Source organism: Saliphagus sp. GCM10025334 (genome assembly GCF_042663485.1).
Classification (GTDB): Archaea; Halobacteriota; Halobacteria; order Halobacteriales; family Natrialbaceae; genus Natronosalvus.
This window is the reverse complement of the sequence record NZ_JBHTAF010000001.1, coordinates 849883-874484: the sequence shown is the minus strand read 5'-3', so window position 1 is coordinate 874484 and position 24602 is coordinate 849883. Positions and strand designations below refer to the sequence as shown.

The window sequence follows — 24602 nt, the reverse complement described above, 5'->3', positions numbered from 1 at the left end:
GATACACTATCTATTGAATTTTGATATGAATGGATATTGATTGGTACGGGCGCCGATCACCGACGACAACGCCGCCGGTCGTCGCGGGGCCGCCGCGGAATCGCCCCTCGAGCGGACCCGATCCTCAGAGGACTCGAGACCGGGCCGACACGGGTCGCGGGTACTGCCTCGACGACTGCTTGAGTCGGCAGGAATTGCCCACTTCGCGCGGCGAAAACCGGCGGGTTTTACGCCCGCGGGCGAGTGGTGACGAGTATGAGCCACGACGACTTCCCGACGGACCGCCCCGCGGTGGTGACCTGCGGGTTGCCTTACGCCAACGGCGACCTGCACATCGGCCACCTCCGCGGCTACATCGGCGCCGACGCGTTCAACCGCGCCCTCGAGACGCTGGGACAGGAGACAGCCTACGTCAGCGGCTCGGACATGCACGGCACGCCGATCGCCGTCACCGCTGAGAAGGAGGGCGTCGACCCCGAGGAGTTCGCCCTGCGATTTCACGATCGGTACCAGGAGACGTTCCCGAAGTTCGACGTCGAGTTCGACAACTACGGTCACACCCACGACGAGACGAACGTCGAGCTCACCCAGGAGATCGTTCGCACGTTAGACGAGGAGGGCTACGTCTACGAAGACGAGGTGCTCGTGGCCTACGACCCGAAAGCTGACGACTATCTGCCCGACCGCTACGTCGAGGGCACCTGCCCCTACTGCGGCGCGAAGGCCCGCGGCGACGAGTGCGACGAGGGCTGTCAGCGCCACCTCGAGCCGGGCGAAATCGAGAACCCGACGAGCGTCCGCACGGGGAACCCGGCGGAGTACCGCGAGCGCACCCACAAGTTCTTCCGGGTCTCGGAGTTCGCCGACTACCTGACGGAGTTCCTGGACGGTCTCGAGGGCACCGACAACGCCCGCAACCAGCCTCGCCAGTGGATCGAGGAGGGGCTCCAGGACTGGTGTCTCACCCGCGACATGGAGTGGGGGATCGACTATCCTGATACCGACATCGGAGACGGCGAAGTCGAGGACATCGTCCTCTACGTCTGGGTCGACGCACCGATCGAGTACATCTCGAGCACGAAGCAGTACACGGAGCGCGTCGGGAGCGACGAGTACGACTGGGAGCGCGTGTGGAAAGACGACGGGGAGATCGTCCACGTCATCGGTCGAGACATCATCCAGCACCACACCGTCTTCTGGCCGGCGATGCTCGAGGGCGCGGGCTACAACGCCCCGCGAGCGGTAGCCGCGACGGGCTTCATCACCATCGACGGCAAGGGACTCTCGACCAGCCGGAACCGTGCGATCTGGGCCAGGGAGTACCTCGATGAGGGATTCCACCCCGACCTCCTGCGGTACTACCTGACGACGACCGGCGGCCTCCAGCAGGATATCGACTTCACCTGGACGGCGTTCCAGGAGAAGGTCAACGGCGAGCTCGTGGGTACCATCGGCAACTTCTGGTACCGCTCGCTGCTATTCGCCCAGCGAAATTTCGAGGGGACGCCCGAGGCAGACGTATCCGGGGAAGTCGAAGAGCGCATCGAGGGCGCCATCGGCGAGTTCCGCGAGGCCGTCAACGACTATTCCCTCCGCAACGTCGGCCTCGCCGCGACCCGCCTCGCACAGTTCGGCAACGAGTACATCCAACGCAATGAGCCCTGGAAGCTCGAGGACGGCGACCCCGAGCAGGCTCAGGTCATCCGCGACTGCGTCCAGATCGCGAAGGCCGTCGGCGTCCTGCTCGAACCGATCGCCCCCGACAAGGCTCAGGCGCTCTGGGAGCAACTCGGCGAGGACGGCGCCGTCGCGGACGCCCACCTCGAGGACGCTCTCGAGGCGCCGCCGCGGACATTCGGGGAACCCAGCGAACTCTTCGAGAAGATCGAGGACGAGCGCGTCGACGAACTCGAGACGACGCTCGAGGAGAAGATTGCGGCGGCGGCCGAAGATGCGGATGCAGATGCGGATGCGGACGCGGACGAAGGTGACGATAGCGACATGACCGACCCAGATGCCACTGAAGCGGACGCCAACGCTGACACCAGCGACCTCGAGCCCCTGCTCGAGGATCGAATCGGCTTCGAGGACTTCCAGGAACTGGACATCCGCGTCGGCCGCATCGAGGCCGCCGAGGGCATCGATGGCGCCGACGACCTGGCTCGCCTCGAGGTCGACATCGGCTTCGAGACCCGCCAGGTCGTCGCCGGGATCAAGCGACTCCACGACCTCGAGTCGCTGCCGGGGACGAAGTGCGTCCTGCTGGCCAACATGGAACCCGCCGAACTGTTCGGCGTCGAGTCGAACGGCATGATCCTCGCGGCGGGCGAGGAGGCAGACCTGTTGACGACCCACGGCGACGCCGCCCTCGGCGAGAAGATCCGGTAAGTTCACTGCCTCGAGGGGAACCGACCCGATCTGAGCGTTCGTATTTTCACAGGATCTAGGAAGTACGGAGTGCTGACGACAGAATCGGGCGCTGGCTGAACCAGCTCACCTGCTCGAGACCAGAATCGGGTGGGCGCACTCGAGTAACGAGGCGGTTATACCGTCTCGACGTTTACCCTCCGCAATGAGTGCGAAGGAAGCGGGGACGGAAGAGCCAATTACGATCCTGCTGGTCGAACCGAACCCGGGCGATACGCGACTCTTCACAGAATCGCTGCACGAGGCAAAACTCGCGAACCGTCTGTACACAGTGACCAACGGCGAAGACGCGCTCGATTTCCTCTATCAGCGGGGGGAGTACGAATCGAACTCCTGCCCGGACCTCATCTTGCTCGAGCCGCAGTTGCCGGGGAAAAGTGGAATGGAGATTCTCTCGGAACTGAACGACGAGCCGGTGCTCGCCGAAATTCCGGTCGTCGTCCTCACGGGGTCGGACGCCGAAGAGGACATCGTCAAGTCCCAGGACGTCGACGCAGATCACTACATCCAGAAACCGGTTACCCCGGACGACTTCTTCCAGTTCGTCCGGTCGATCGAGGACTTCTGGTTCGCGATCGTGCAGGAACCGACCAGCTAGGGCCGAGGTCGCTCTCCTGATGTCGCTGTTGGATGCTTCACCACTCGAGGTTCCGTCCACCGCTCGTCCTCATCGTTCGTCGCACGTCCTCGTCCTCATTGCTCGTCGCTCGTCGGCGGATAGCACACGCAAGGCCAAATGACACGGGCGAGATCATTGTATATCCTCACGGATACTATCATGGTCGCCCAGAAACACAGTCGAGATGACAGGCCGTCCGCTGAGCGCGAGACCTCGAGGGGTGATGTCGGCCGTGATCCGTCGGCCGTCACCGTCGCCGAGGAGGGCGACGAGCCCAGGACGCTCCTACCGGACGGCGGCGAAGCAGAGGCAGAGGCAGACGACTCTTCCGGTTCCGACGACGGAGCCGCAGATTCCGAAGACGGCGAGGACTCGAGTGACGCGACGGACGAGTCCGAAAGCGCCGACGAAGAGACTGACGACGGAGAACCCGACGACTCCGAGGATCAGGACAGTTCGGCTGACGACGAAGCGTCCGAGAACGATGACGGTGGAGGCGACGAAGCTGAGGAGGGTGACGACGAGAGCGAGGATAGCGACGAAGCAGACGAAGAACAGGCCGAGGAAGAAGCGGACGACGAGAGCGAGGAACCCGGCGAAGAACACGACCGCGACGCCGAGGAGGTCTACGAGAGCGAGGACGCCACCGGCGTCGCTCACCTCGACCTGGACGGCCTCTTTCTCGACGTTCTCGGTCTCGAGGTGAACCTGAACGAAGTGACCCTCGACGTTTCGGCCCGGCCGGGCGACAACAACCTGCTCGGAAACCTGCTGTCGTCGGTGACCGGCCTCCTCGATGGCCTGGGGTCGCCGCTCGAGAGCATCTCGAACGCACTCGGGAAGATCCCTGGTGGCCTCAAGAGCGCCGCGACCGGTCTCCTCGGCGGACTGCGGGACCGACTCGGCGGACTCCTGCCCGGAATCGGTTCGGGTGAGAGTGACGGCGACGAAGACGAAGAAGCCGAAGACGGCGAGGAAAGCGAGGGCGGCGTCCTCTCCTCGATCGCCGACTGGTTCCGTGGCCTCGGCCGTTCGATCGTCGACACGCTTCGCAATCCGCTCGAGCGAGCCATCTCATCGCTGCCGATCGAGCAGGTACTCGCAACGATCGTCCGGTCGGTCCTCGAGCAGGTGATCGAACGGATGGAAGCCGCGTCGGAAGGCGACGGCGACGAGAGCGCCGAGGAATCGGATAGTGAAGAGGAGAGTCCGGATCAGGACCAGGAGCAAGACCAGGAGCAGGAAGCGGAGGCTACTGCATGACCGACGACACACTGACCCAACGCGTCGACGTGGACGAGATCATCGACGGCATCGACTTCGAATCGCTGCTCGAGGGCACCTCGCTCGAGGACGAGTTCGACTCGGAGGAACCGATCGGGCCCGAGTTAGGCGGGCTCATCGGTGCGACGGTCGGCCGGACGGTCGGCAAGGAGGTTGGCCGACTGCTCGGTGACGTCCTCGTGGATTCGATCCTCGAGAGCGACGAGGAGGAATCCGAGGAGACGGACGACGGTGACGAGTCAGCCGAAGACGAGAGCGAATCGGACGAGGCGGCCGACGGTGAGAACGGCGAGGACGATGGCGAAGATGGCGAATCCGACGAGGAGTCGACGGGTGAGGAGGAGGGCGAAGAGAGCAGTGAGGGCGGCGAAGACAGCGATGCCGGCGAAGAAACCGAGGGCAACGAAGACGGCGAGAGTAGCGAGGATAGCGAAGACAACGAGGATGAAGCCGACGACACTGACGAAAATGACGAGTCGTGACGCCCCTTCCGCGCTCGACGGACGACTCGAGGGCAACTGCCACTCGAGGCGGACCGACAACTGTCGCGCAGGCCACGGAGGGATCTAAATGAGCGACGACCCCACACTGCAGGAGATCGTCGTCGAGGAAGCTCTCGACTACGTCGACATCGAGTCCGTCTTCAACGGAGACGGCATCGGTGACGAGGTCGAGGCCGGCGAAATCGGCGCCGCCGCCGGCGCCCGAATCGGCGAGCGGTTCGGTCGCTCGATCGGCGAACGCCTCGGCAGAGCGATCCAGGAGACGGCTACCGACGCGATGGAGGAGGGCCTGAGCCTCCGGACGTTCCTCAAGGAACTCGTCGTGTCGCTCCGGAACGCGATCGCTGCCTGGCTCGAGGAGTTCGGGCAGGAAGCCCTGGCCGAGCAGGTCGCCGCCGGCGAAGCGGAAGGAGACGCGGAAGATGCGGACGAGGCCGGTGACGAAACCGGGGAGTCCGACGCAGGTGAGGGCGACGAGAGCGAGACGGACGAAAAAAGCGAGAGCGAAAGCGAGAGCGAGACGGACACCGAAGCGCTCGTCGAGAACGGCCCACCATCTCTCGACACGCTCGAGGACTTGCGCCGGGAGACCCTCGAGGACGTCCTGGAGATGCTCTCCTACCGGGACCTCCAGTCGGTCGCGAAGGACGTCGGCGTGAAGGCGAACCTCAAAGGCGAGGAGATGCGCGAGCAGATCGTCGACGCCGTGATCGACGAGGAGTCCTGATTAGCACGACCAGCGAGGTGAGTTCCACCCATGACTACAGAAACGGACGACCGAATCACGACACTGTTGACCGACACTCGAGCGGCGCTCGACGACCTCGGCATTCGCGAGGCGGGGGACGAAAGCGATGCGGACGACGAGGCCGGCGGTGACGACGGTGACGAGGCTCGAGCGCTCGAACTGACGGCCGACCTCGAAGGCGGCGCCGAGGACGGCCTTCCAGAGCCGATTTCGTCTACCGACCTGCCCTCGCTCGCGGAGGAAGCACACGAACTCGTCGAGGAGGGCGACGTCCAGTCGCTGCTCGAGCGCGTCGGCCTGGATACGCTCCCCGACGGCTCCACCCCGTCGTCGCTTCCCGAAGCGATTGCGAACGGCGATCCCGGCCAAGTTGCCACGCTGCGGGCCCTCCAGCGACTGGCCTCGCTCGCCGACCCCGATTTAGAGTCAGATTCAGATTCCGATCTGGACGATGCGGACTCGCTCGAGGAGACGGTGCTGGATCTGTACGGCCTCCTCACGAAGAGCGTCGCAGTCGAGACGGGTGACGAGGAGGTCAGCGAGGCCGACACCGATGCGAGCGAAGATACCGCGGAACCCGACGAGGAGGGCGAAGCGGGCGGAGACGAGGACGAGACGGACGAAGACGGGGTGGACGAGGAGGGAGGCGAAGCGGACCAGAAGGACGAAGACGAGACGGACGAGGATGACGAGAGTGACGAGGACGACGAAACTGACGACGGCGACCTCGAGGACTCCATTTCGTCCGCCCTCAAGGATGCAGTCGGCGGATTCGGTGACGAAGTCGAATCTCTGAAAGCGGGGCTCGAGGCGGCGGGTCTCGGTGACGACGAGGAGGCGGATGCCGAGGACGAAGCAGATCCTGAGGACGAGGAGGCGAATGGAGACGATACCGACGAGGAGGACGGCGTTGAAGAAGAGGAGGCCGACGAGGCGGCCGAAGAAGTTGAAGACGAAGACGACGGCCTCCTGAGCACCGGAGACGACGGCGGCCCCTTCGGCGGCTCGAGCAGCGGACGCAGGCGTGGAACGATGTACTCGACCGTCGCCCGCTCGCCGTCGAAGCGGGCAGACATGAAGTCGACGACCCGTCACTCGACGATGCCGAAACGAAACTGAGGAGGGGCGATCCAACAGGTTCTCGTCGGTGGATCCACTTTGGGCGGCTAATGGACGTTTCACGGGCGCTCGAGTCGACGCGATTCTCGAAACCCGAACTCGCCGTCTTCGTCTCCGGCGTCGTCAGCATGGGTCTCGAGATCCTCGCGTTGCGCATCGTCGCGCCGCAGTTCGGGAGCCACATCTACACGGTCGGCGGCCTGCTCACGGTCTTTCTCGCCGGACTGAGTCTGGGCTACTGGCAGGGCGGGCGAGCGGCGGCGCGGGCCTCAAACAGTCAGATGCGGTGGTTGCTGTTCGCTACGGCGATTTACATCGCGATCATCATCTACACGAGCGATATGCTGCTGTACGCGACGGCGGCCATCCCGCTCTCGCCCCGGTACGCCTCGCTCCCGTCGATCATCATCCTCTTCGGGCCGCCGACGTACCTCCTCGGGTTCATCAGCCCCTACGCGGCGGAGCTATCGGCCAAGGAGGGCATCGGCGAGGCCTCCGGACACGTCTACGCACTCGGCACCATCGGAAGCATCGTCGGCTCCGGTGTGACGACGTACCTGCTCATCCCGTCGCTGTCGATCACGCAGATCAGCCTCTTCTTCGGATTCGTGCTCGTCGGAACCGCCGTCGTCGTGTCGCTCCCGCGGCCGTCGAGGCGGACGCTCGCCGTCGTCGCCGTCGTCTCGCTCCTGCTGGTCGGTGCCGCCACCAGTAGCTCTATCGGCCTCGATCCCCGCGGCGACGTCGTCTACCAGACCCAGACGGCTCACCAGCAACTCGAGGTGGTCGACAACGGGGACGTTCGGACGCTGTACCTCGACGGAACGCGCCACAGCGCGCGCGACTTGAACGACCCCGACCGCCACGTCTTCGAGTACACGCGCTACTTCCACCTCACGATGCTCATGGCCGAGAATCCGGATTCGGTCGATCGGGTGTTGTTCATCGGCGGCGGCGGCTACACCGGGCCGCAGGACTTCGAACGCCAGTACGACGTCGACGTCGACGTCGTCGAGATCGACGAGGAGGTGACCGCCACTGCCGAGACTTACTTCGGCCTCGAGCAGTCGGACGACCTCCAGGCCCACACCGTCGACGGGCGATCGTTCCTCCAGAACAGCGACGAGACCTACGACGTGATCGTCCTGGACGCATTCAAGCGCGATCAGGTTCCCTTCGAGTTGACGACCGTCGAGTTCATGCAAGTGGTCGATGAGCACCTGAGCGAGGACGGCGTCCTCATCTCGAACGTCATCTCCGCGCCCAGCGGGCCGGCCTCGGATTTCTATCGCGCCGAGTACGCGACCATGGACGAGGTCTTCCCGCAGGTGTACAGCTTTCGCACGTCGGATACCGGAGCGGTCCAGAACATCCAGGTAGTCGCGACCAAAAACGCCACGCGCTACTCGGAAGCCGATCTCCAGGTGCGTAATCAAAACACTGACCTCCCGATCGACCTCGAGGACGAGATCGAGAACTACATGGCCGAACCGAATACCGACGACGTACCGGTGCTCACCGACGACCGGGCGGCGGTCGACGAGTTGCTCGACCCGATGCTCGGTCAGCAGTACGTGATCGAGGAGACGACCGACGACGCGACGTCTGGGGTGAGTTCGGGTTCTGGCTCGGGCTCGAGTGACGAAGCCGACGAAACGAACGACACTGACGGCACGAGTTCGAACTCGAGCGATGACGACACTGATGGAACGACCTCGAGTCTGGCGCCGCTCGTGCGAGCGTCGTGATCGATCGCTACGGCCACATCCGTAATCGAGATCGCTACTGCGACGACAGTCGCACCGACACCCGGTACCCGCGGCCGGCGAAATCGGTACGTTTTCGAGAATTCGAGAGATCTGATACCGCTACAGCGGGAAGTCGCCGCCGACGATCCCGTCCGCCATCAGTGCCATGTACTCGACGTAGGGCTCCCAGTCGGACGCGTCTCCGGCCTCGAGTCGGTCGCGATGGAGGTCTTCCCACACGACCGCGAGCGAGAACGCCGCCAGTGCCCGGTAGAGCCGCTCGTGCTCGAACGCGAATCCCGTCGCCGCCTCGTAGCGAGCGACCATGTCCCGTCGAGTAGGGCTGCCGGGTTTCGCCGTGAACGGACTGAGGCCGCGCTCGTTTTGCTGCCGCAATCGCTGGAGCGCGCCCTCGTATTCGTCCCCGTGACGCGCCTCGAGCGCCTCGAGCGACGGCCGCCAGTCGTTCGCGTCTCGCCACCGGAGCAGCAGGTAGCCCAGGTCGACCAGCGGGTCGCCGAGTGTGGCCGTTTCCCAGTCGAGGACGCCAGTAATCTCGGGTCGGTTCGTACCGGTGAAACACACGTTCCCCGGTCTAAAGTCGCCGTGGACGAGCGTCGTCCTCGTCTCCGTCGGCGCGTTTTCTCGGAGCCACTCGGCGACCGACCGGAGCGTCGGAACCTCGTGACCCGTCACCTGGACTGTCTCCTCGAGTCGTTCCACGGCGCGGCCGACGCGGGCCCGCGGTGTCACCCGGTGACAGACGTCCGCGAACGACTCAGGGTCGACCGTGTGGACGTCGGCGAGCGTCGCGACGAGTCGCACGGCCACCCGTTCTCGCGACTGCGGCGTCCGAAAGCGCTCGGGGAGGTCCTCGCCGAGAGGAATCGGCCCGCCCTCGAGTGCAGTCATCAGGTAGAACGGGTCGCCGAAGATCGACTCGTCGTCACAATACAGAACGGGAACTGGCGCGGGCACCGAGGTCTCCCGAAGCCGCTCCATCACCGCGTACTCCCGTCGCAAGTCGTTCATGTACGCCGCGTCTCGCAACTTGTTGGGCGTTCGCAGCACGTACGGGCCGCTGGCATCGCCGGTCGAAACCTCGAGAATCAGGTTGAGGCCGTCGGCGACGACCTCGAGCCCGGTCACCTCCGTTCCGAGACCGGCGGCGAGGACGGACTCGAGTCGGTCGACGTCGAGGTCCACGTCGTCGCTGGCGTCCACGTCGTCATCGCCGTCGGCATCCACGTCGCTGTCGTTCATACAGCGACAACCCCTCCGGTCTTCAAAAACGCTCCCGGTCGTGTGACTGTGATTCTCGAGCACTCATAACTATACTTTCTATAGTTATCTACACTCTGCAACCGCTGGACCTACCGACGGCGTCGCTCACTCATCGTCCGCCCCGAGCGTGGACTCCCTGTCGAGCGCAGTCGTCCTGTCGAGCGCGTCGAGCAATCCCGGCTCGAGGACGTAGGTGCCGTCCGCTCGTCGGTCGACGACGTCGCGGGTTCGAAGCTCCGAGAGGAGGCTCTGGACGGCGACGGGCGAGCGACCGACCGACTCCGCCGTCGCGGTCGTCGAGAGCGGCCCGTCGATGGCGACCGTCTCGATGACGCGTCGGGCGGTCGGCTCGTCACACCGGGAGTCGTCGCAGGCCGCCGTGACGCGGGTCGAAATCTCCTCGAGGGCCAGCAGGTCCTCGATGGTGTCGCGTTCGTCGGGAACCATCATGTCGAGGTCGATCGGTCCAGTCGCGGGGTCGTCCGCCGCACCGGTCTCGAGGATGTCGTCCTCGCTCGCGTCGTCGACGGACGTGTAGCCGAACGTGAGGTCGTCGCCGTCGGCGTGGAGGATCGGCGTCTCCATTCCGTCCGTCGCCTCACCTTCCGCTTCCGCTTCCGACTCCGCCTTCCCGTCCGCGTTCTCACCACCGTCGGCCGCCGCTTCGCTGCCACCCTTTGCCACCGCTTCGTCACCCGAATCCGCAGGCTCGAGCCACAACTCGAGTTCTCGACAGCGTTCGCGGAGGTCCTCGTTCTCGGCTTCGAGACGCTCGAGTTCGTCGGCTCGGTTCTCGAGTTCCCGCTCGCGCGCCGCGAGTCGCTCGCGGAGGTCGTCGTTCTCCTCCTCGAGTTCCTCGCGCTTGGCCTCGAGTTCCTCGATGCGATCCTCGAGGTCGACCAGTTCGTCGTGCAGTCGGCGCATGTCGCCGCCCGTCTCCGGAAACGTCGTCTGGACGGGTTCGGCCTGGGAGAGTGCGTCGGCCATCTGCCGGGCGGCATCGGAGACGTCTCGTGCCGAGGAGAGTTCGTCCTCGAGGGTCTCGATCCTGGAGTCTTTCCGGTCGAGGCGCTTCTCGAGTTCGTCGATGCGGTCCTCCTCGCGATCTTTGCGCTCGGAGATGGTCTGGAGGTCGTCGACGAGCGCGTCGGAGACGGACTTGAGTTCGGGCCGCTCGAAGTCGTCCAGGCCGGGGGTCGCCCCGGCGTCGAAGGTTCGCTTGCGCCGGAACTGGATCTTGCGGACGCCCGCATCCATCCAGTCGGTCTGGACGAACGCCTGGCCGTCCTCGAGTTCCGAGACGAGTTCGGCGTACTCCGAGTCGATGATCCGCCCGACGACGTTGGTGTCGTTCTCCCAGGTGAGCCGGTGCCAGACGAGCCAGTTCGCCTGCGTGATGAAGTCCTTCTTGACGTCGGCGGGGCGCTGACTGATGCCCAGGATGCCGAGGCCGTGCTTGCGCCCGCGCTTGCCGATCTTGATCAGCAGTCGCCCGGTCTCGCCCATGCCGCCGCCCTCGGGGATGTACTCGTGGACCTCCTCGACCACCAGCAGGAACGGCTTCTTGAGCTTCTTCTCCTTGACGAACAGCTGTCGGGCGGTCTCTCGCAGGAGTTCGTCGGCCTCCTCCTCGTCCAGGTAGCCAGAGACGTCGAGGATGACGGGGACGTTCTCCTCGAGCGCCAGCGAGGCCATCTGCTCGGCGTGTTCGGGCCCGATCTGGATGTCGCACTCCTCGTCGGCGCCCGCGTGGAGCATCTCGTACTCCTCTTTCAGCCCGTAGTACTCGCCGTCGGTGTCGACGATGAGCAGTGGAAAGCCCGCCTCGAGGAGTTCCTCGGCGATCACCGACGCCGTGTTGGACTTCCCGGAACCGGACTTGCCGGTGACGAACCCCCGGCCGGTCAGCAACTCGACGACGGGGAGCCTCACGTCGGTCCCGTCGGCCGTCTCGCCGACCGTCACCTCGCGCGTCTCGCTCACCGTCTCCTCACCCCGTTTCGCCTGCGCGAACGTTGCATAGTTCACACTGCCCTCGGGTTCCCTTGAAGGTTCGCCTCGCGTGACACTCGCCGCGTCCGACGAATGTGAACGATTCACAACCCTGGGAAACGATTATGTCACTCCCCCCGGATGTATCGGGTAGCCGATCGTCACAGATCGCGACCGACCATGACCACCACGACCCACCCGATTCCCGCGTTCGCCCCGATGAGTGGCAACGCGGGGGTTGCCACCGACGTCGACGCCGCCGGCACCGCCGGTCGGTGTGTCGACGTCGCTGGCTGGGGCGTCACCGGCGTCTCCGGACGCTATGGCGTCTCCAGGACTTCCGGCGTTGCCGGACTGAAGGGTCGTGGACGGGCACTCGGTTACCCGACCCCGATTTCGTCGAATCTCGACGGAATCTCCGTCCGCGCCGCGTAGGTCCATTCTCCCGGCCGGACGGTTTGTACGCGTTGCCGACACTCTCGTTCCCTCTCGCTCGAGGTCGGGGGTCGGTCCGTCGATCCCATCCGTTCTGCCGGCGAGCCTGGACCGCGCGGTTTCCCCCGGTGTGTGGACACCGCGCGGTCGTCAGCGTTCCCGATTCCCGGGCACGTGCGACCGCCCCCGAGTTCGACTCTCGGCGGGGGACTATGGCACGATACCAGACCGTCGTGGCGACACTCACCGTGCGCGTTCCCGTGAACGCGACCGGCGACCTCGTCACCGCAGGCGCACGAATCGTCGAACGAGTCGCGACCGTCGAGCGCGTCGACGACGCGACCGTCCGCGGCCTCGAGCCCGGCCTGAACGACACGACCGTCACCCTCGAAACCCGACTCGTCCTCGTGGGCGACCGCGGCGAGGACCTGGCCGTCGTGAGACGCGAGCTAAACGAGGGCGTCGGCGTGACCGTCGAGGAGGTGGCGACCGTCGAGGTCGAACTCGAGACCGAGGCCGACCTCGAGGCGGACGCCGAGGAGGAAGTCGACCTGCAGGTGGCGCCTCGAGCGTAGTCAACCTATTCGTCGGCGGCTTCGGACGACGTATCGGACCCCGTTTCCGTCTCCGCCTCTGTCTCGAGATCCCGTTCGACCGTCTCCTCGCGAACCGTCAGCCCCTGCCGCCCGAGGTGCTGCAGCTGGCGGCGGGCGAACTCTTCCTCTCGCGTTCCGCGGGTCGCCAGGACGTACATCAGCGCACCCCCAGCGGGACGCATCGTCCGGCCCGCTCGCTGGGTGCCCTGTCGCCGCGAGCCACCGAGCCCCGACGCCACGATGGCCAGGTCGGCGCTCGGAAGGTCGATCCCTTCGTCGCCAACCCGCGAGAGCACGAGCGTGTCGATTTCGTCGTGGCGGAACGAGTCCAGGAGCCGCTGACGCTCGATGTGGGGCGTCTCGCCGCTGAGGAACGGCGCGTCAAGCGCCGACGCGAGGTCCCGGCCCTGCTCGAGGTAGTCGACGAAGACAAGCGTACGGGAACCAGGGTGGGACGCCAGGAGGTAGCGAACCTCGGCGACCTTGCCGGGGTTCGTCGCCGCCAGCCGGTAGCGCTCTCGGCCCTCCGCCGACCCGTACGCGTTTTGGTGTTCGTCGTCGCCCCACGGCACGTACCGGATCTCGAGTTCGGGTTCGGCGACGAAGCCGGCCTCGAACAGCGCCTCCCAGTCGGTGCCGATGGGCGGCCCGATCAGCGTGAAGATGTCCGCGGCGCGGTCGTCCTCCCGGAGCGGCGAGGCCGAGAGGCCCAGGCGGTGACGCGACTGGAGGTGCGTGCTCCGGCGGTAGACGTCCGAGGGGACGTGCTGGCACTCGTCGAAGACGACCAGTCCCCACTCGCGGTCGTCGAAGAGCGATCGGTGGCGGTCCATGCCGGCGATCTGGTAGGTCGCGATCGTAATGGGACGAATCTCTTTGCGGCCGCCGTGGTACTGGCCGACCTGCTCGGGTTCCAGACTCGTGACGTCGAGCACTGTCTCGGCCCACTGGCGGGCGAGGTCGCGGCTCGGGACCAGCACGAGGGTCTCGCCGCCGACTTCCTCCATCGTGGCAATCGCGGCGATCGTCTTGCCGCTGCCCGGCGGGCCGACGTAGACCCCCGATCCGGCCTCGAGAAAGCGGTCCACCCACGTCCGCTGGTACTCCCGCAGGGAGACCTCGAGCCCGACTTCCAGGGCGTCCCCCGACTCGAGGTCGCGGTCGTCCCGGACGGGGTAGCCCGCCTCGTAGAGGATCCGCTTGATCGCTGCCTCCGATCCCTCACGAACCCAGTCCTCGGTGTCGGAAATCGGTGCGTGGACGTGCTCTTCGTCGAGTTTCTGCCGGGCGACGTTACCCATGATCTCGGCGCTCCGGGCCTCGAGCACGGTGTAGCCGTCGGGGTGGGTGACGAGCCGAAACTGGCGGGCGCGGTCCCACTGGCTCTCGACCCAGGACTCGAGCGCGTCCGAGCGCTGGCCCAGGGCCTGGCGCATCGTTCGCTGCAGGCCGGAAAACGAGTCGTGCGGGGCCTGCCAGACGTCCTCCGGACGGACGACGTAGCGGTAGCCGTTCTCGCCGTTGCCGTCCGCGAGGTGGGCGAACTGGGAGAGCTGTGCGCGGGTGAACTGGTCCGGGCGGTCGACGATAATCTCGCGGCGCTTCGGGAAGACGACCACCCGCTCGCGTTCGGTCAGGTCCTCGAGTTCGGCCGGGAACCAGACCACGGGGTCCCTGGAGACGGCCAGGTGTTCGAGGTCGCCCCGCTCCGCGAGCGCCTCGAGGTCGTCGGTCACCTCGCTGTGGGGTCGCTCGAGGTGTCTGGCGAGTTCGGACGCGGTGAGCAGCGGGCGGCCGGCCCGCTGGCAGGCGTCGTGGAACGCCGAGAGCGAGAGGGACGGGTGGGAGTCGTGAGGGTCTGTCACTCCATCCCCGTCGGCGGGGTCGTGGGGGTCGTTGGCGTCGTCGGCGTCGTGGGCCTCGTCGACCACATCGGTCTCGTCGTCGGTCACTGGATAGGCTACCGGACTCGGCGATAAACCGATTTCGCTCGAGCGCGTCGCTCGATGCCAGGGTGGTGCTATCCGCACAAAACGGCTGCAGTGGCAGCCGGGCGCACAGCGGTAGGTGGTGGTGTTGGTGGTATGCGCCAGCGAAAATTTTGGTACACGGCGACATAATGATTGTGGTGTTTCAGCGGTCGAGGCAAACGGCTTTACCACCCGCTGGCGTATTCGAACCCATGTATCGCGCGATCCTGCCCGAAGGCCAGATCATCTGTGCGCGCTACGAACACACCGAAACGGGCGTCGAACTGTTCGACGAGGACGACGCGTTCGTCGCGTTCGTCCCATACCAGTCCCTCCACGCGTTGCTCGACGAGGACGTCTACAGTGGTGACGAACGCTCGATCATGTGAAAGGCAACGTGGTCGCGTCGACGATAACTCGCGACCGCTCTCTCCCCTGGTCGCTTCGGAACCAAAACAACGCCCACTCGAGTACTGTCGTGGCCGCGACGACTAGGCCTCGACGCTCTGATCGATGGCGTCGAGTTGCTCCCGGTAGCGGTTCCTGACGGTGACGACGGTCGTCTGGGCGGTCTCCGCGACCGCTCGCTGGGGGATCGTTTCGTTACACAGGAGTCCGGCGGCGTAGATGGCAGCGGCGGCGAATCCGGTCGGTGACTTTCCCGAGTGTAGTCCCTGGTCGGTCGTCGCGTCGATGATCTCGACCGCCTTCGACTCGACGTCCTTGCCGACGCCCAGTTCGGAACAGAATCTGGGGACGAACTGGCGGGGATTCGTCGGCTCGAGATTGATGTTCAGTTCGTCGGCGATGTAGCGATAGGTCCGTCCGATCTCGCGCTGATCGACCCGCGAGACGGCCGTCACCTCCTCGAGACTCCGTGGAATCCCCTCCTCTCGGCAGGCGGTGTACAGCGCCGAGGTGGCGACCCCCTCGATGGATCGTCCGCGGATGAGGTCCCGGTCGAGTGCCCGCCGGTAGATGACGCTCGCGGTCTCTTTGACCGAGTTGGGGAGGCCGAGGGCGCTCACCATGCGGTCGATCTCGGAGAGGGCGTACTTGAGATTCCGCTCGCCGGCGTTCTTCGTGCGGATGCGTTCTTGCCAGACGCGAAGCCGGTGGAGCTGTCCGTGCTTGTCGGCCGACATCGTGTGGCCGTTCGCGTCCCGATTGCGCCAGTCGATGGTGGTCGTGAGTCCTCGGTCGTGCATCGACTGGGTGAGCGGGGCGCCGACGCGAGAGAGCTGATCGTGTTCTTTGGCGTTGAACGCCCGCCACTCGGGGCCGTAGTCGATGGGTTCTTCGCTCAGGACGAGACCGCACTCCCGACAGACCAGTTCGCCGCGGTCGGGATCGCTCACGACCGTGTTCGTCTCACAATCCGGACACTGGCCGCTGTTCGTCCGCTGTGACTCCTGTCGTGTGCGTTCGGTGACGGACCGCGTCATTAGTAGGCGGTGAGAACCCAGCCGTCTTTGTAAGGGGGTCACATGGTTTCGAGAGTAACAGGGACTTTCCGCCGGCTACGGCGCCACCTTCGGCAGGTTGGTGCTCGACGCGCGTCGGTAGGCGTGGTCGATGGCCACCCCGCGCCGGCGGATCGAACGTCGGACCGACCCTCGCCAGAGGCCGGTTCAACCTAGGCACACGGCGCTTCAACTCCGGCCTCGCACGAGCACACTGACTGTGTACAACTCGGTAAGTGACGACTGAGGGGAGTAACGGTCGGCTTCGATGACGAACCGACCACGACCGTTAAGCGGTCGGTTCTCGAGAAGGACGCGCGTGTCGCTGGATAGAGTCCACCCGCTCGTCAAGGACGGACGTACCGGCCAACGTGGTCCCGAGGAGCCCTCGCTAGCCCGTTTTCGATCGCCCCGCAGGGCGCGCTTCAAGCGGCCCCCGTCTCTGCGAAACGTCGGTCGGTCGGCCCAGTATGCGCTCGATACAGCCCCTATCGCCGATACAAACGGTGCATCGGGCGAGTCGCGATTCGACCGACTCGAGCGAGAGCCGTCACGACCCTCGTTCGAGACGAGAAGCGGCGACGTACCGGCTTCGCAACCAATGCAAAACGTGACCGCGTTTAAGACTGATACCGTTGGCGTAGAAACTGGTGTGTCAAACGTGATTGCGAGTATCCCTTCGCCGGGACAGCGGTCTCCCCCGGCGGAGCCGAGCGGCTCTGTGGTGGCAGTAAACGATCAACTACGGTGGACGGAACCGACTCGTACCCGACTCCGAAGCCGGTCGAGTCAGGTGCGATCGAGCGGCACTCGAGCGCGACCGGCCGCGTTCGGGCGTCGAGTTCCCGGCGGGGGGTGCCGGTAATGTCCTCCATCGATACGTCCCTTCCCGAGGAGATAACCTCCGTTACGGCGAACGATACCGACGAAACGCTCTCGAAAGACGTCATCTTCGAGTTGCTGAAAAACCGGCGACGGCGAGAGGTACTCGCGTACTTACTCGAGGCCGAGGAGACGGTAACGCTGGGTGAACTCGCCGAACAGATCGCAGCCTGGGAGAACGACACCGACGTCAACGCCCTGAGTTCCGATCAGCGAAAACGAGTCTACGTCGCCCTCTACCAGACGCATCTGCCGAAGATGGACGACGCGGGTATCGTCGATTACGACCAGGATCGCGGTCTCATCACCCTGGCTGACAACGCGGATTTACTGGTCATGTACCTAGACACGGACACCCACCGTCGCGAGCGGTGGGATCGGTGGTACGCGGCCATGAGCGTCGTGGGCGCGGTGGTACTCGCCGCCGGCCTCCTCGGCGTCCCCGGAATCTCGGCCATCCCGCTCTCGGCCCTCGCTGGCGTGATCGTCGCGGCCTTCCTCGCGGTCTCGTTCGTGCACGTCTTCGTGAACCACCGATTCCAGCAGGTCATCGAGGAGAAGCTGTCCCGGATCCAGTAATCTCGACGGCCGCGCTTCGGTCGCGCGGGTTGCGACGCGGTGATTGTTTCGACTCGACCAGCGATGCAAACCTCGGGTACCGACCCGTTCGTGGCCGAATTATCGAGAAGCACTTTTAGTTCTCGAGCACGTACACGAAACTGGCTCCCGAGGTCATCCAGTACCGGAGCAGTTCGCGTGCCAGCAATCTGTTCCCTCGCGGGAGCCCCTCTACGCGCTGAGCGACGGCGTTAGCGTTAGCTCGTTTCGCGCTCGATTTTTCGGTCGCCAGGTTCCGAACGATTCCGCCGGCGCTCGAGGATCGTTTCGGGGTCGCTCCCTTCGCTCTCGAGCAGCGTCTCGAGACCGCGTTCGAACGCCTCGTCGTCGATCTCGCCGCGGGCGTAGCGTTCCCGGAGGACCTCGACGGGGTCTGTCGCTGATTCGTCGGGGCTCGCAGGTCGGCGTTCGTCAACCACCGGGTCGTGCTGGTCGCCGTCGATTCCGAGGACCTCCTCGATGAGCACCCCCGACAGCGGCAGCAGGCCGACCCAGCAGAAGAGTACGACGAAGACGGCCGCTGACACGCCGACCGTAAACCAGGCGAGAATCGCTACTGGAAGCGTCCCGACGGCGATCAGTGCGGGGATCGAGCCGAGTAATCGACTCGTTTTCGCTCGCATAGGATTCGATCAGAGGATGAGGGAAAACGTCTTCCGAGTGACGAATCTGTGGCCGGCGCAGACCGCGAAACTCAAGTTGACTTGCACCAGTCACACGCACGTGGCAGTTTCGTTCGACCTGTTCGGCACGCTCGTCGCCGTCGACCGCCCTGCGGACCCGGCGACGGCGGTCGCGTCCGAACTCGAGAAACGCGGCGTGGCGGTCCCCGGCGACTGGGCCGAGCGCTACGCTCGCCCGACCATCGACGCCCCCGAGGGTGCGGAGGTGCCGCTCCCGGCCCACGTCGGCCGGGCGCTCTCGAGCGCCGGCGTCGAGTGGCGAGAGACCGGGGCGGGGAACGTCGTTCGTCGGGCCGTCGTCGCCGCGTTCGACCCCGACGTCGAGACCCGGATCGGCGCCCGTCGTGCGGTCGAGGCCGCTCGCGAGGCCGGATCCGTCGCCGTCTGTTCGAACTGCGCCGTTCCGGAACTGGTCGGCCGGACACTCGCTCGCTCGACGCTCGAGCGAGACGACTTCGACGCCGTCGTGACGAGCGTCGGCTGTGGGTGGCGCAAACCATCGCCGCACATCTTCGAGACGACGGCGCGACGGCTCGGGGTCGACGTCACCGACCTGGTCCACGTGGGCGACGATCCGCGAACCGACGGCGGCGTCGACGCGGCCGGGGGAACGTCGATCGTGCTCGAGGAGACGCCTCTCGAGTCGGTCCCCGATCGGCTCGAATTGGTGTTAGAAAACAGTTCGGCGACGGCGCCGACCGGCGGAGAGCCGGCCTGTGACGGCGATTCGAGTGACAGCGGTTCGAACGACGACTCGAGTGACCACGTGAAATGACGGTACAAACGCTCGCCGCGATCGGCCTGGCGCTCAGTCTCGATCTGCTGGTCGGGGAACCGCCGACGCGTTGTCACCCCGTGGCGTGGCTGGGTCGACTGATCGATCGACTTGACCGGCCTTGGTCCGCGAACGATCGAACGCAGCGTCGAATCGGATTCCTCGTCGCCCTATTCGTTCCCCTGATTCCGGCGATGATCGCGGGGTATCTCGTCGTCGCGACGGGAGGGATCGACCCCTTCTACGGCGCGGTCGCCGCCGCGCTCATCCTCTTTCTGACCACGAGCCTCCGCGCGCTCCTTGACCTGACGCGAGCGGTCCTCACGGCGACCGGGGACGACCTCGAGACCGCCCGCGAGCGCGTTCGTGGCCTCGTCGGACGCGACGTGGACTCGCTCACGGACGCCGAAATCCGTTCGGCGGCAGTCGAGAGCGCGGCCGAGAACCTCGCCGACGGGTTCGCCGCGACGCTCCTCCCGTTCGCGCTTCTCGGTCCGATCTCGCTCCCCGCCGCTGCGGCGGCCGCCGCCTGGGTCAAGGGCGTCAATACCCTGGACTCGATGCTCGGCTATCCGTCGAAACCGATTGGCACCGCCAGTGCCCGCCTCGACGACCTCGTGATGGCCGTCCCCGCTCGAGCCACCGCGTGCTGTCTCGTCCTGGCGACATGGCGACCGCGAACGCTGCTCTGCGCCCGTCGCTGGGCGCGGATTCCCGACTCGCCGAACTCAGGGTGGCCGATGGCGACGCTTGCGTGCGCGCTCGACGTCCGTCTCGAGAAGCCGGGAGCGTACGTTTTGAACCCCAAGGGGTCGCTCCCGAGCCTGGAGGACGGCCAGCGTGCGGTGTCGGTGGTCGGCATGGCCGCCGCCGCGCTTGTGGTGGTGGCGGCAGTCTGTGCGGCGTCCGCCCCGACGCTCGAGGCCTTGATCGCGCCAACCACCGATTTCGTCGCGACCCGCGTCCGGGGGGTGGTGCCGTGATCGGCGGCCGAGTCGGCGTCCCCGTTCGTGCCCTCAGTGGAGCGATTGCCTTCCTGACGCGGCTCCCCGTCGGTTCGAGGTCGCGAAACGCGGGCGGGGAAACTACCGCCGCGAGCGACGACTGGGAGGCGTTTTGCTCGAGGCCGTGGACCTTCACGATAGTGGGATGGATCGTCGGGACCCTGGCGACAATCGTCTTCCTCGCTTCAACCTGGCTTCCGGCCGAGTCGATTGCCTTCGGATACCTGCTGGCCGTCTTCGGCCTGACCGGGATCCACCATCTCGACGGCGTCGCCGACCTCGGCGACGCGCTCGTCGTCCACGGCGACGCCGATCGCCGGCGGGCCGTCATGACGGACACGACGACCGGCGTCGGCGCGCTGCTCTCCGTCTCGCTGGTCGTGGCGGGACTCGTATTGGGCGCGCTCGCGCTCGCTGTCGCGCCCGTCGCGGTCGCCGTGGGCGTCGCCGTCGCCGCTGAGGTCGGCGCCAAGACTGGAATGGCCGCGATGGCCTGCTTCGGGACGGCCGCTCACGAGGGATTCGGCTCGCAGTTGACGGACGCCGTGGGCCCGTCTACGTTTCTCGGTCCCGCGGCGCTGGCGATTCCGGCGGTCGCGCTGACATGGCCCCACCCGGCCGCGGCCGCGGCTCTCGTCGGCGCGCTCGCGGGAACCGCCCTTCCGTGGCTCTGGGCCCGACGAAGACTCGACGGCGTCTCCGGCGACGTCTTCGGGGCGGCAAACGAGGCCGGACGCCTGCTCGGCGTCCACCTGGGGGTGATCGCGTGGACGCTCTGGTGATGGCCGGCGGGCAGGGAACTCGACTGGAGAGCCAAGTCGAAAAGCCGCTGTACGAGATCGGCGGCGTCGCGATGATCGATCGGGTTCTCGCGGCGCTCGAGGCGAGCGCGGTCGACCGGATTACCGTCGCGGTTTCGCCGAACGCGCCCGACACTCACGAGCATCTGGCGGAACGCGATTGTTCGCGTTCCCGTGAGATCGACGGGGGCGTCGAGACCACCACGCCTGCCACGCCCGAACGGGTCATCGAGACCGCCGGCGACGGGTACGTCACCGACCTCGGGTCGATCCTCGAGTCGGACTCGTCCCCGATTTCGACGCCGGTGCTGACCGTGGCCGCGGATCTTCCGTTGCTCGAGGTGGCGACGGTAGACGACGTTCTCGAGCGGTACCGGCGCCGCGTTCGGGCGAGGAGACAGGAAGGCGGTGACGGCGGGGAAGCGCCGGCGCCGTCGATGACCGTCTGCGTCCCGACCGCGCTGAAACGACGGCTCGGGTTCAGCGTCGACGCGACGCTCGAGTCAGACCGCCACCTCGTACCGACCGGGGTCAACGTCGTCGGCACCTCCAGTGAAACGATGATTGCACGCAGCTACGACCACAGACTGGCCTGTAACGTGAACAGACGAACAGACGCCCGCGTGGCGAAGACGTACTGCCGCGATGGGAACGGCGACGGGGAGGAGGAAGAGGAGGCGTTCCGATGAGAGTCCTCCTCGCCGCCGGGTCGACCGAAACGGGACTCATCGACGGGCTCAGTGCCGCCGGGGCGTCGACCGAAGTGATGGGTTACACGCCGCCAGCAGACGCCGAAATCCTCGTCTACGGTCGGCCGACGGCCGCGCCCATCACCCCGGTGAGCCCGGCCGGGTGCCCGACCCCGGCGGCGATCACCCGCGCCGTTCGGGAGGTCGTCGGCTTCGACGCGACGGTGCTCGAGGCCGGCCTGTTCGAACCGACGGCCGCCCCGACGGTCGACCTCGCGGCCGATCCAGGCGCCGACGTTCGCGAGGCCGTCGCGGTACCGGACGCTGCGGGGATCTACGACCGGGCCCGCCGGTTCGGCGCGACGCTCCCCGAAGACCGGGTATTGATCGGCGAGACGATTCCGGGCGGGACGACGACCGCCCTGGGGGTCGCGACCGCCCTCGGAGCGCCCATCGGCGTCTCGTCGTCGCTACCCCGGAATCCGCTCGAGCGCAAGCGGGCGGTCGTCGAGACGGGGCTAGCGGCGAGCGACCTCGCGCCCGGCGACTGCGAGGGCGATCCACTGGCGGCGATCCGGGCGGTGGGCGACCCCGTCCAGGCCACGGTCACGGGCGTTGCGGCCGGGGCGCTCGAGGCCGGCGTCGACGTGACCCTCGCCGGGGGGACGCAACTGGTCGCCGTCGCGGCCGTCCTCCGCCACGCCGGGGTTGACGGGCCGCTCCGACTCGCGACCACCTCGTTCGTGGCCGACGATCCGAGCGTCGACCTCGAAGCGGCCGGCGACCGGTTCGACCTCGAGGTGGTCGTCACCGACCCCGCGTTCGAGCGGAGCGAACACGTCTCGATGACCCGGTACTGCGCCGGGGAGGCGAAAGAGGGCGTCGCCATGGGCGGGGCGCTCTCGCTCGTTCCGCCTGGAGAGATGGCGACCGTTCGCCGACGGATCGAAGTCGTCTGCGAGCGACTGGGCGTCGACAATGAGACGGCGCCGGAGGTGCCGGGATCACCGGACTCGAGGGGTGGCGATGCATCCTGACGCCATCGACGACGAAGGGCGCGTTCCCCACGGCGGGGAACCCGACCGCTCGCTGCTCGACTTCTCGGCGAACACGAATCCGCGGACGCCGGCGGGCGTCGAGTCGGTCTACGCCGACGCGCTCCAGTCGGCCCGGCGGTATCCGAACGACGGGTATCCAGCGTACCGGGACGCTGCCGGAACCTACGTCGGCTGTGACCCGTCCGCTGTCGTGCCGACGCCGGGCGGCCTCGCCGCGATTCGCCTCGCCCTCGAGGTGACCCTCGAGCCGGGCGATCTCGCCGTCGTTCCGCACCCGAGTTTCGGCGAGTACGCCCGGGAGGTTCGCCTCCAGGGAGCGACGCCGCGGTTCGTCCCCCACGAGGCGGTGTGCGACCTCGCGGTCGAGTCGCTGCGGGATGTCGACGTGGTCGTCGTCTGCACGCCGAACAACCCCACGGGCGACCTCCCCGATCGCTCGCGGCTCGAGGGGCTAGCCGATCGGTGCCGAGCGGCCGGGACGACGCTGCTCGTCGACGAGGCGTTTCTGGGGTTCACCGAGCAGGAATCGATGGCTCGACGGGAAGACGACTGCGTCGTCGTCGCCCGCTCGCTCACCAAACTCTTCGGGCTGCCGGGGCTCAGAGCGGGGTTTGCCGTCGCGTTCGGCCCGCTCGGCGAGCGCCTCGAGGCGGCCCGTCGCACGTGGAACCTCGGCTCGCCCGCAGCCGCCGTCGGCGCGTACTGCATGGGGCAGACGGCGTTCGTCCGCGACACGCGAGAGCGAGTCGCCGAAGAGCGAGAGCGGCTGCGCGAGGCGCTGCTGGCGGACGGCCGCTACGTGGTGGCCCCCTCGAGCGCGCCGTTCCTGTTGCTCGAGGTCGACGGCGACGGCGGTGACGGCGGGGCAGCCGGTTCCGTCGATGGTGACAGCGCGGCGACCGATCCCGTCGACGACCTCCTCGAGCGAACCCGTGAGGCCGGGATCGTCATACGGGACGCCCGATCCTTCCGCGGGCTCGAGTCCCACGTCCGCGTGGCAGTCAAGGACCGCGACGCGAACGATCGGCTTCTCGAGGTGTTGGTGGATGGGTAACACTGACGCCGATGCCGACGCCAACGTCCACACCGACACCGATGCCGACGCCGACGCCGAGTACCGAGCCGAGCGAACCGACGGCATCCTCTGTGTCCACCGGCCCGGGGCCGAGTGGCTCTCCTCGGGCTGGAACGGCGGCCGATCGCGAACCGACCGGGCGTTCAACGTCTCGGTTCCCGAAGGCTGGCACTGTGACGACCTCGAGCGCTACGTCGAGGCGCGCCTCGAGCGGGCGGGTTTTGTGGACGGCCAGCGTGATCGCCCCGTCCTGCTCACCGGCGTCGACCTGGAGCACGCGCGCGGCGCCCGCTGCGGGTCGGTCACGGTCTACGCCACGGCCGGCATCTCGAACCCGGCCGCGTTGCCGATGGATCCCGCGGGAGGGTCGTTGCCCGACGGACGGCTCGAGCCCGACTCCCTCGAGCGGAGCGAGGGGTCGAACACGGGGGACGATAGGGACGATGGGGGCGAGCGAGGAAGCGAGCGCCACGCCGGCACGGTCAACCTGATCGTCGGGACGACCCACGCGCTCGAGGCGGGAGCCCTCGAGAACCTCCTCGCGGTTGCGGCGGAAGCGAAGGCGGCGACGCTCCTCGCGCGAACGGGCTTCCCTGGAACGACGACGGACGCGATCGTCGTCGGCCACGACCCGTCTGGCTCCAACCTCCCGTTCTCGGGCAGTGCGACGGCCGTCGGCGCGGCGACCCGGGCGTGCGTTCGGGAGGCGATCACGGCGTCACTGGCGTCCCGGTACGAGGGAACCGACGCGACGATTCCGGCGAGCGTCCAGACGGCCGAGTACGGCGTCTCGACGGACGCGCGGGCGACGGTCTTTCGCCCGTGATCCG

The 24602-nt window shown here is 66.7% G+C and carries 23 protein-coding genes; 18 read left to right on the top strand and 5 right to left on the bottom strand.

The features are described 5' to 3' along the window. Positions 1 to 255: 255 nt before the first annotated feature. The 7 genes from metG to ACFQO4_RS04030 all read left to right on the top strand — a co-directional run bounded on the left by metG (position 256) and on the right by ACFQO4_RS04030 (position 8448). Positions 256 to 2388, top strand: a complete 2133-nt coding sequence (metG, locus tag ACFQO4_RS04060; protein WP_500259695.1) for a methionine--tRNA ligase — start codon at positions 256 to 258, stop codon at positions 2386 to 2388. A 184-nt stretch (positions 2389 to 2572) separates the two neighbouring features. Continuing rightward, positions 2573 to 3025: a response regulator gene (locus ACFQO4_RS04055; protein ID WP_500259694.1), complete on the top strand. Its 453-nt coding sequence runs from the start codon at positions 2573 to 2575 to the stop codon at positions 3023 to 3025. Positions 3026 to 3205: 180 nt separating this feature from the next. Continuing rightward, positions 3206 to 4309: a hypothetical protein gene (locus ACFQO4_RS04050; RefSeq protein WP_500259693.1), complete on the top strand. Its 1104-nt coding sequence runs from the start codon at positions 3206 to 3208 to the stop codon at positions 4307 to 4309. Next, on the top strand, positions 4306 to 4812 hold the full coding sequence (locus ACFQO4_RS04045) for a hypothetical protein (protein WP_500259692.1): 507 nt from the start codon (positions 4306 to 4308) through the stop codon (positions 4810 to 4812). The genes ACFQO4_RS04050 and ACFQO4_RS04045 overlap by 4 nt, the downstream gene beginning before the upstream one ends. A gap of 88 nt (positions 4813 to 4900) precedes the next feature. Continuing rightward, positions 4901 to 5560 (top strand): hypothetical protein, encoded by a 660-nt coding sequence (locus tag ACFQO4_RS04040; RefSeq protein WP_500259691.1) that lies wholly within the window; start codon positions 4901 to 4903, stop codon positions 5558 to 5560. Between the two features lie 30 nt (positions 5561 to 5590). Continuing rightward, entirely contained in the window at positions 5591 to 6700 is a 1110-nt protein-coding gene (locus tag ACFQO4_RS04035) for a hypothetical protein (protein ID WP_500259690.1), read from the top strand. A gap of 50 nt (positions 6701 to 6750) precedes the next feature. Beyond that, positions 6751 to 8448 (top strand): spermidine synthase, encoded by a 1698-nt coding sequence (locus ACFQO4_RS04030; protein WP_500259689.1) that lies wholly within the window; start codon positions 6751 to 6753, stop codon positions 8446 to 8448. A gap of 120 nt (positions 8449 to 8568) precedes the next feature. On the opposite strand, the gene ACFQO4_RS04025 is transcribed toward ACFQO4_RS04030, so the two are convergent. Both ACFQO4_RS04025 and ACFQO4_RS04020 read right to left on the bottom strand, forming a co-directional pair. After that, entirely contained in the window at positions 8569 to 9711 is a 1143-nt protein-coding gene (locus tag ACFQO4_RS04025) for a phosphotransferase family protein (RefSeq protein WP_500259688.1), read from the bottom strand. 126 nt (positions 9712 to 9837) lie between these two features. Then, a complete protein-coding gene (locus tag ACFQO4_RS04020) occupies positions 9838 to 11715 on the bottom strand; it encodes an ATP-binding protein (protein ID WP_500260454.1) in 1878 nt (625 codons plus the stop codon). Between the two features lie 189 nt (positions 11716 to 11904). Here ACFQO4_RS04020 and ACFQO4_RS04015 point away from each other — a divergent pair, with 189 nt between their 5' ends. Both ACFQO4_RS04015 and ACFQO4_RS04010 read left to right on the top strand, forming a co-directional pair. Beyond that, the gene (locus ACFQO4_RS04015) at positions 11905 to 12159 is read left to right on the top strand and encodes a hypothetical protein (protein WP_500259687.1); all 255 of its coding nucleotides are present in this window, start codon (positions 11905 to 11907) and stop codon (positions 12157 to 12159) included. Positions 12160 to 12371: 212 nt separating this feature from the next. Beyond that, positions 12372 to 12734 (top strand): hypothetical protein, encoded by a 363-nt coding sequence (locus tag ACFQO4_RS04010; RefSeq protein WP_500259686.1) that lies wholly within the window; start codon positions 12372 to 12374, stop codon positions 12732 to 12734. A 5-nt stretch (positions 12735 to 12739) separates the two neighbouring features. Here ACFQO4_RS04010 and ACFQO4_RS04005 read toward each other — a convergent pair whose 3' ends face one another. Next, positions 12740 to 14707, bottom strand: a complete 1968-nt coding sequence (locus tag ACFQO4_RS04005; protein WP_500259685.1) for a DEAD/DEAH box helicase — start codon at positions 14705 to 14707, stop codon at positions 12740 to 12742. Between the two features lie 230 nt (positions 14708 to 14937). On the opposite strand from ACFQO4_RS04005, the gene ACFQO4_RS04000 reads away from it, so the two are divergent. Continuing rightward, positions 14938 to 15114: a hypothetical protein gene (locus ACFQO4_RS04000; RefSeq protein ID WP_500259684.1), complete on the top strand. Its 177-nt coding sequence runs from the start codon at positions 14938 to 14940 to the stop codon at positions 15112 to 15114. A 102-nt stretch (positions 15115 to 15216) separates the two neighbouring features. Here ACFQO4_RS04000 and ACFQO4_RS03995 read toward each other — a convergent pair whose 3' ends face one another. Continuing rightward, positions 15217 to 16170: a transcription initiation factor IIB gene (locus tag ACFQO4_RS03995; protein ID WP_500259683.1), complete on the bottom strand. Its 954-nt coding sequence runs from the start codon at positions 16168 to 16170 to the stop codon at positions 15217 to 15219. An 882-nt stretch (positions 16171 to 17052) separates the two neighbouring features. On the opposite strand from ACFQO4_RS03995, the gene ACFQO4_RS03990 reads away from it, so the two are divergent. Continuing rightward, positions 17053 to 17649: a DUF7344 domain-containing protein gene (locus ACFQO4_RS03990; protein WP_500259682.1), complete on the top strand. Its 597-nt coding sequence runs from the start codon at positions 17053 to 17055 to the stop codon at positions 17647 to 17649. A gap of 236 nt (positions 17650 to 17885) precedes the next feature. Here the strand turns inward: ACFQO4_RS03990 and ACFQO4_RS03985 are convergent, their stop codons facing one another. Beyond that, positions 17886 to 18311: an SHOCT domain-containing protein gene (locus tag ACFQO4_RS03985; protein ID WP_500259681.1), complete on the bottom strand. Its 426-nt coding sequence runs from the start codon at positions 18309 to 18311 to the stop codon at positions 17886 to 17888. Between the two features lie 100 nt (positions 18312 to 18411). Here ACFQO4_RS03985 and ACFQO4_RS03980 point away from each other — a divergent pair, with 100 nt between their 5' ends. The 7 genes from ACFQO4_RS03980 to ACFQO4_RS03950 are packed head-to-tail and all read left to right on the top strand — an operon-like array spanning position 18412 to position 24598. Then, positions 18412 to 19146, top strand: a complete 735-nt coding sequence (locus tag ACFQO4_RS03980) for an HAD family hydrolase (protein ID WP_500259680.1) — start codon at positions 18412 to 18414, stop codon at positions 19144 to 19146. After that, complete coding sequence (gene cbiB / locus ACFQO4_RS03975; protein WP_500259679.1) at positions 19143 to 20129, top strand: adenosylcobinamide-phosphate synthase CbiB; 987 nt, start codon at positions 19143 to 19145, stop codon at positions 20127 to 20129. Before ACFQO4_RS03980 ends, cbiB begins: the two co-directional genes overlap by 4 nt. Beyond that, positions 20126 to 20932 carry an adenosylcobinamide-GDP ribazoletransferase gene (cobS, locus tag ACFQO4_RS03970; protein ID WP_500259678.1) on the top strand — a complete coding sequence of 269 codons (807 nt, stop codon included), beginning with the start codon at positions 20126 to 20128 and terminating at the stop codon, positions 20930 to 20932. Before cbiB ends, cobS begins: the two co-directional genes overlap by 4 nt. After that, on the top strand, positions 20932 to 21639 hold the full coding sequence (locus ACFQO4_RS03965; RefSeq protein WP_500260453.1) for an NTP transferase domain-containing protein: 708 nt from the start codon (positions 20932 to 20934) through the stop codon (positions 21637 to 21639). Before cobS ends, ACFQO4_RS03965 begins: the two co-directional genes overlap by 1 nt. After that, entirely contained in the window at positions 21636 to 22676 is a 1041-nt protein-coding gene (cobT, locus tag ACFQO4_RS03960) for a nicotinate mononucleotide-dependent phosphoribosyltransferase CobT (protein WP_500259677.1), read from the top strand. The genes ACFQO4_RS03965 and cobT overlap by 4 nt, the downstream gene beginning before the upstream one ends. Further along, positions 22666 to 23751, top strand: a complete 1086-nt coding sequence (locus ACFQO4_RS03955) for an aminotransferase class I/II-fold pyridoxal phosphate-dependent enzyme (RefSeq protein WP_500259676.1) — start codon at positions 22666 to 22668, stop codon at positions 23749 to 23751. The genes cobT and ACFQO4_RS03955 overlap by 11 nt, the downstream gene beginning before the upstream one ends. Beyond that, on the top strand, positions 23744 to 24598 hold the full coding sequence (locus ACFQO4_RS03950) for an adenosylcobinamide amidohydrolase (protein WP_500259675.1): 855 nt from the start codon (positions 23744 to 23746) through the stop codon (positions 24596 to 24598). Before ACFQO4_RS03955 ends, ACFQO4_RS03950 begins: the two co-directional genes overlap by 8 nt. Positions 24599 to 24602 lie beyond the last annotated feature (4 nt).

What these genes read in the sequence shown, in the direction of transcription:
- ACFQO4_RS04010 (WP_500259686.1), top strand. Translation starts at nt 12,372, where the DNA reads ATGGCACGATACCAGACCGTCGTGGCGACACTCACCGTGCGCGTTCCC.
- ACFQO4_RS04040 (WP_500259691.1), top strand. Translation starts at nt 4,901, where the DNA reads ATGAGCGACGACCCCACACTGCAGGAGATCGTCGTCGAGGAAGCTCTC.
- metG (WP_500259695.1), top strand. Translation starts at nt 256, where the DNA reads ATGAGCCACGACGACTTCCCGACGGACCGCCCCGCGGTGGTGACCTGC.
- ACFQO4_RS03950 (WP_500259675.1), top strand. Translation starts at nt 23,744, where the DNA reads ATGGGTAACACTGACGCCGATGCCGACGCCAACGTCCACACCGACACC.
- cobT (WP_500259677.1), top strand. Translation starts at nt 21,636, where the DNA reads ATGAGAGTCCTCCTCGCCGCCGGGTCGACCGAAACGGGACTCATCGAC.
- ACFQO4_RS04025 (WP_500259688.1), bottom strand. Translation starts at nt 9,711, where the DNA reads ATGAACGACAGCGACGTGGATGCCGACGGCGATGACGACGTGGACGCC.
- ACFQO4_RS03995 (WP_500259683.1), bottom strand. Translation starts at nt 16,170, where the DNA reads ATGACGCGGTCCGTCACCGAACGCACACGACAGGAGTCACAGCGGACG.
- ACFQO4_RS03955 (WP_500259676.1), top strand. Translation starts at nt 22,666, where the DNA reads ATGCATCCTGACGCCATCGACGACGAAGGGCGCGTTCCCCACGGCGGG.
- ACFQO4_RS04015 (WP_500259687.1), top strand. Translation starts at nt 11,905, where the DNA reads ATGACCACCACGACCCACCCGATTCCCGCGTTCGCCCCGATGAGTGGC.
- ACFQO4_RS04055 (WP_500259694.1), top strand. Translation starts at nt 2,573, where the DNA reads ATGAGTGCGAAGGAAGCGGGGACGGAAGAGCCAATTACGATCCTGCTG.
- ACFQO4_RS04045 (WP_500259692.1), top strand. Translation starts at nt 4,306, where the DNA reads ATGACCGACGACACACTGACCCAACGCGTCGACGTGGACGAGATCATC.
- ACFQO4_RS04000 (WP_500259684.1), top strand. Translation starts at nt 14,938, where the DNA reads ATGTATCGCGCGATCCTGCCCGAAGGCCAGATCATCTGTGCGCGCTAC.
- ACFQO4_RS04030 (WP_500259689.1), top strand. Translation starts at nt 6,751, where the DNA reads ATGGACGTTTCACGGGCGCTCGAGTCGACGCGATTCTCGAAACCCGAA.
- ACFQO4_RS03990 (WP_500259682.1), top strand. Translation starts at nt 17,053, where the DNA reads ATGTCCTCCATCGATACGTCCCTTCCCGAGGAGATAACCTCCGTTACG.
- cbiB (WP_500259679.1), top strand. Translation starts at nt 19,143, where the DNA reads ATGACGGTACAAACGCTCGCCGCGATCGGCCTGGCGCTCAGTCTCGAT.
- ACFQO4_RS04050 (WP_500259693.1), top strand. Translation starts at nt 3,206, where the DNA reads ATGGTCGCCCAGAAACACAGTCGAGATGACAGGCCGTCCGCTGAGCGC.
- ACFQO4_RS03965 (WP_500260453.1), top strand. Translation starts at nt 20,932, where the DNA reads ATGGCCGGCGGGCAGGGAACTCGACTGGAGAGCCAAGTCGAAAAGCCG.
- ACFQO4_RS03985 (WP_500259681.1), bottom strand. Translation starts at nt 18,311, where the DNA reads ATGCGAGCGAAAACGAGTCGATTACTCGGCTCGATCCCCGCACTGATC.
- ACFQO4_RS04035 (WP_500259690.1), top strand. Translation starts at nt 5,591, where the DNA reads ATGACTACAGAAACGGACGACCGAATCACGACACTGTTGACCGACACT.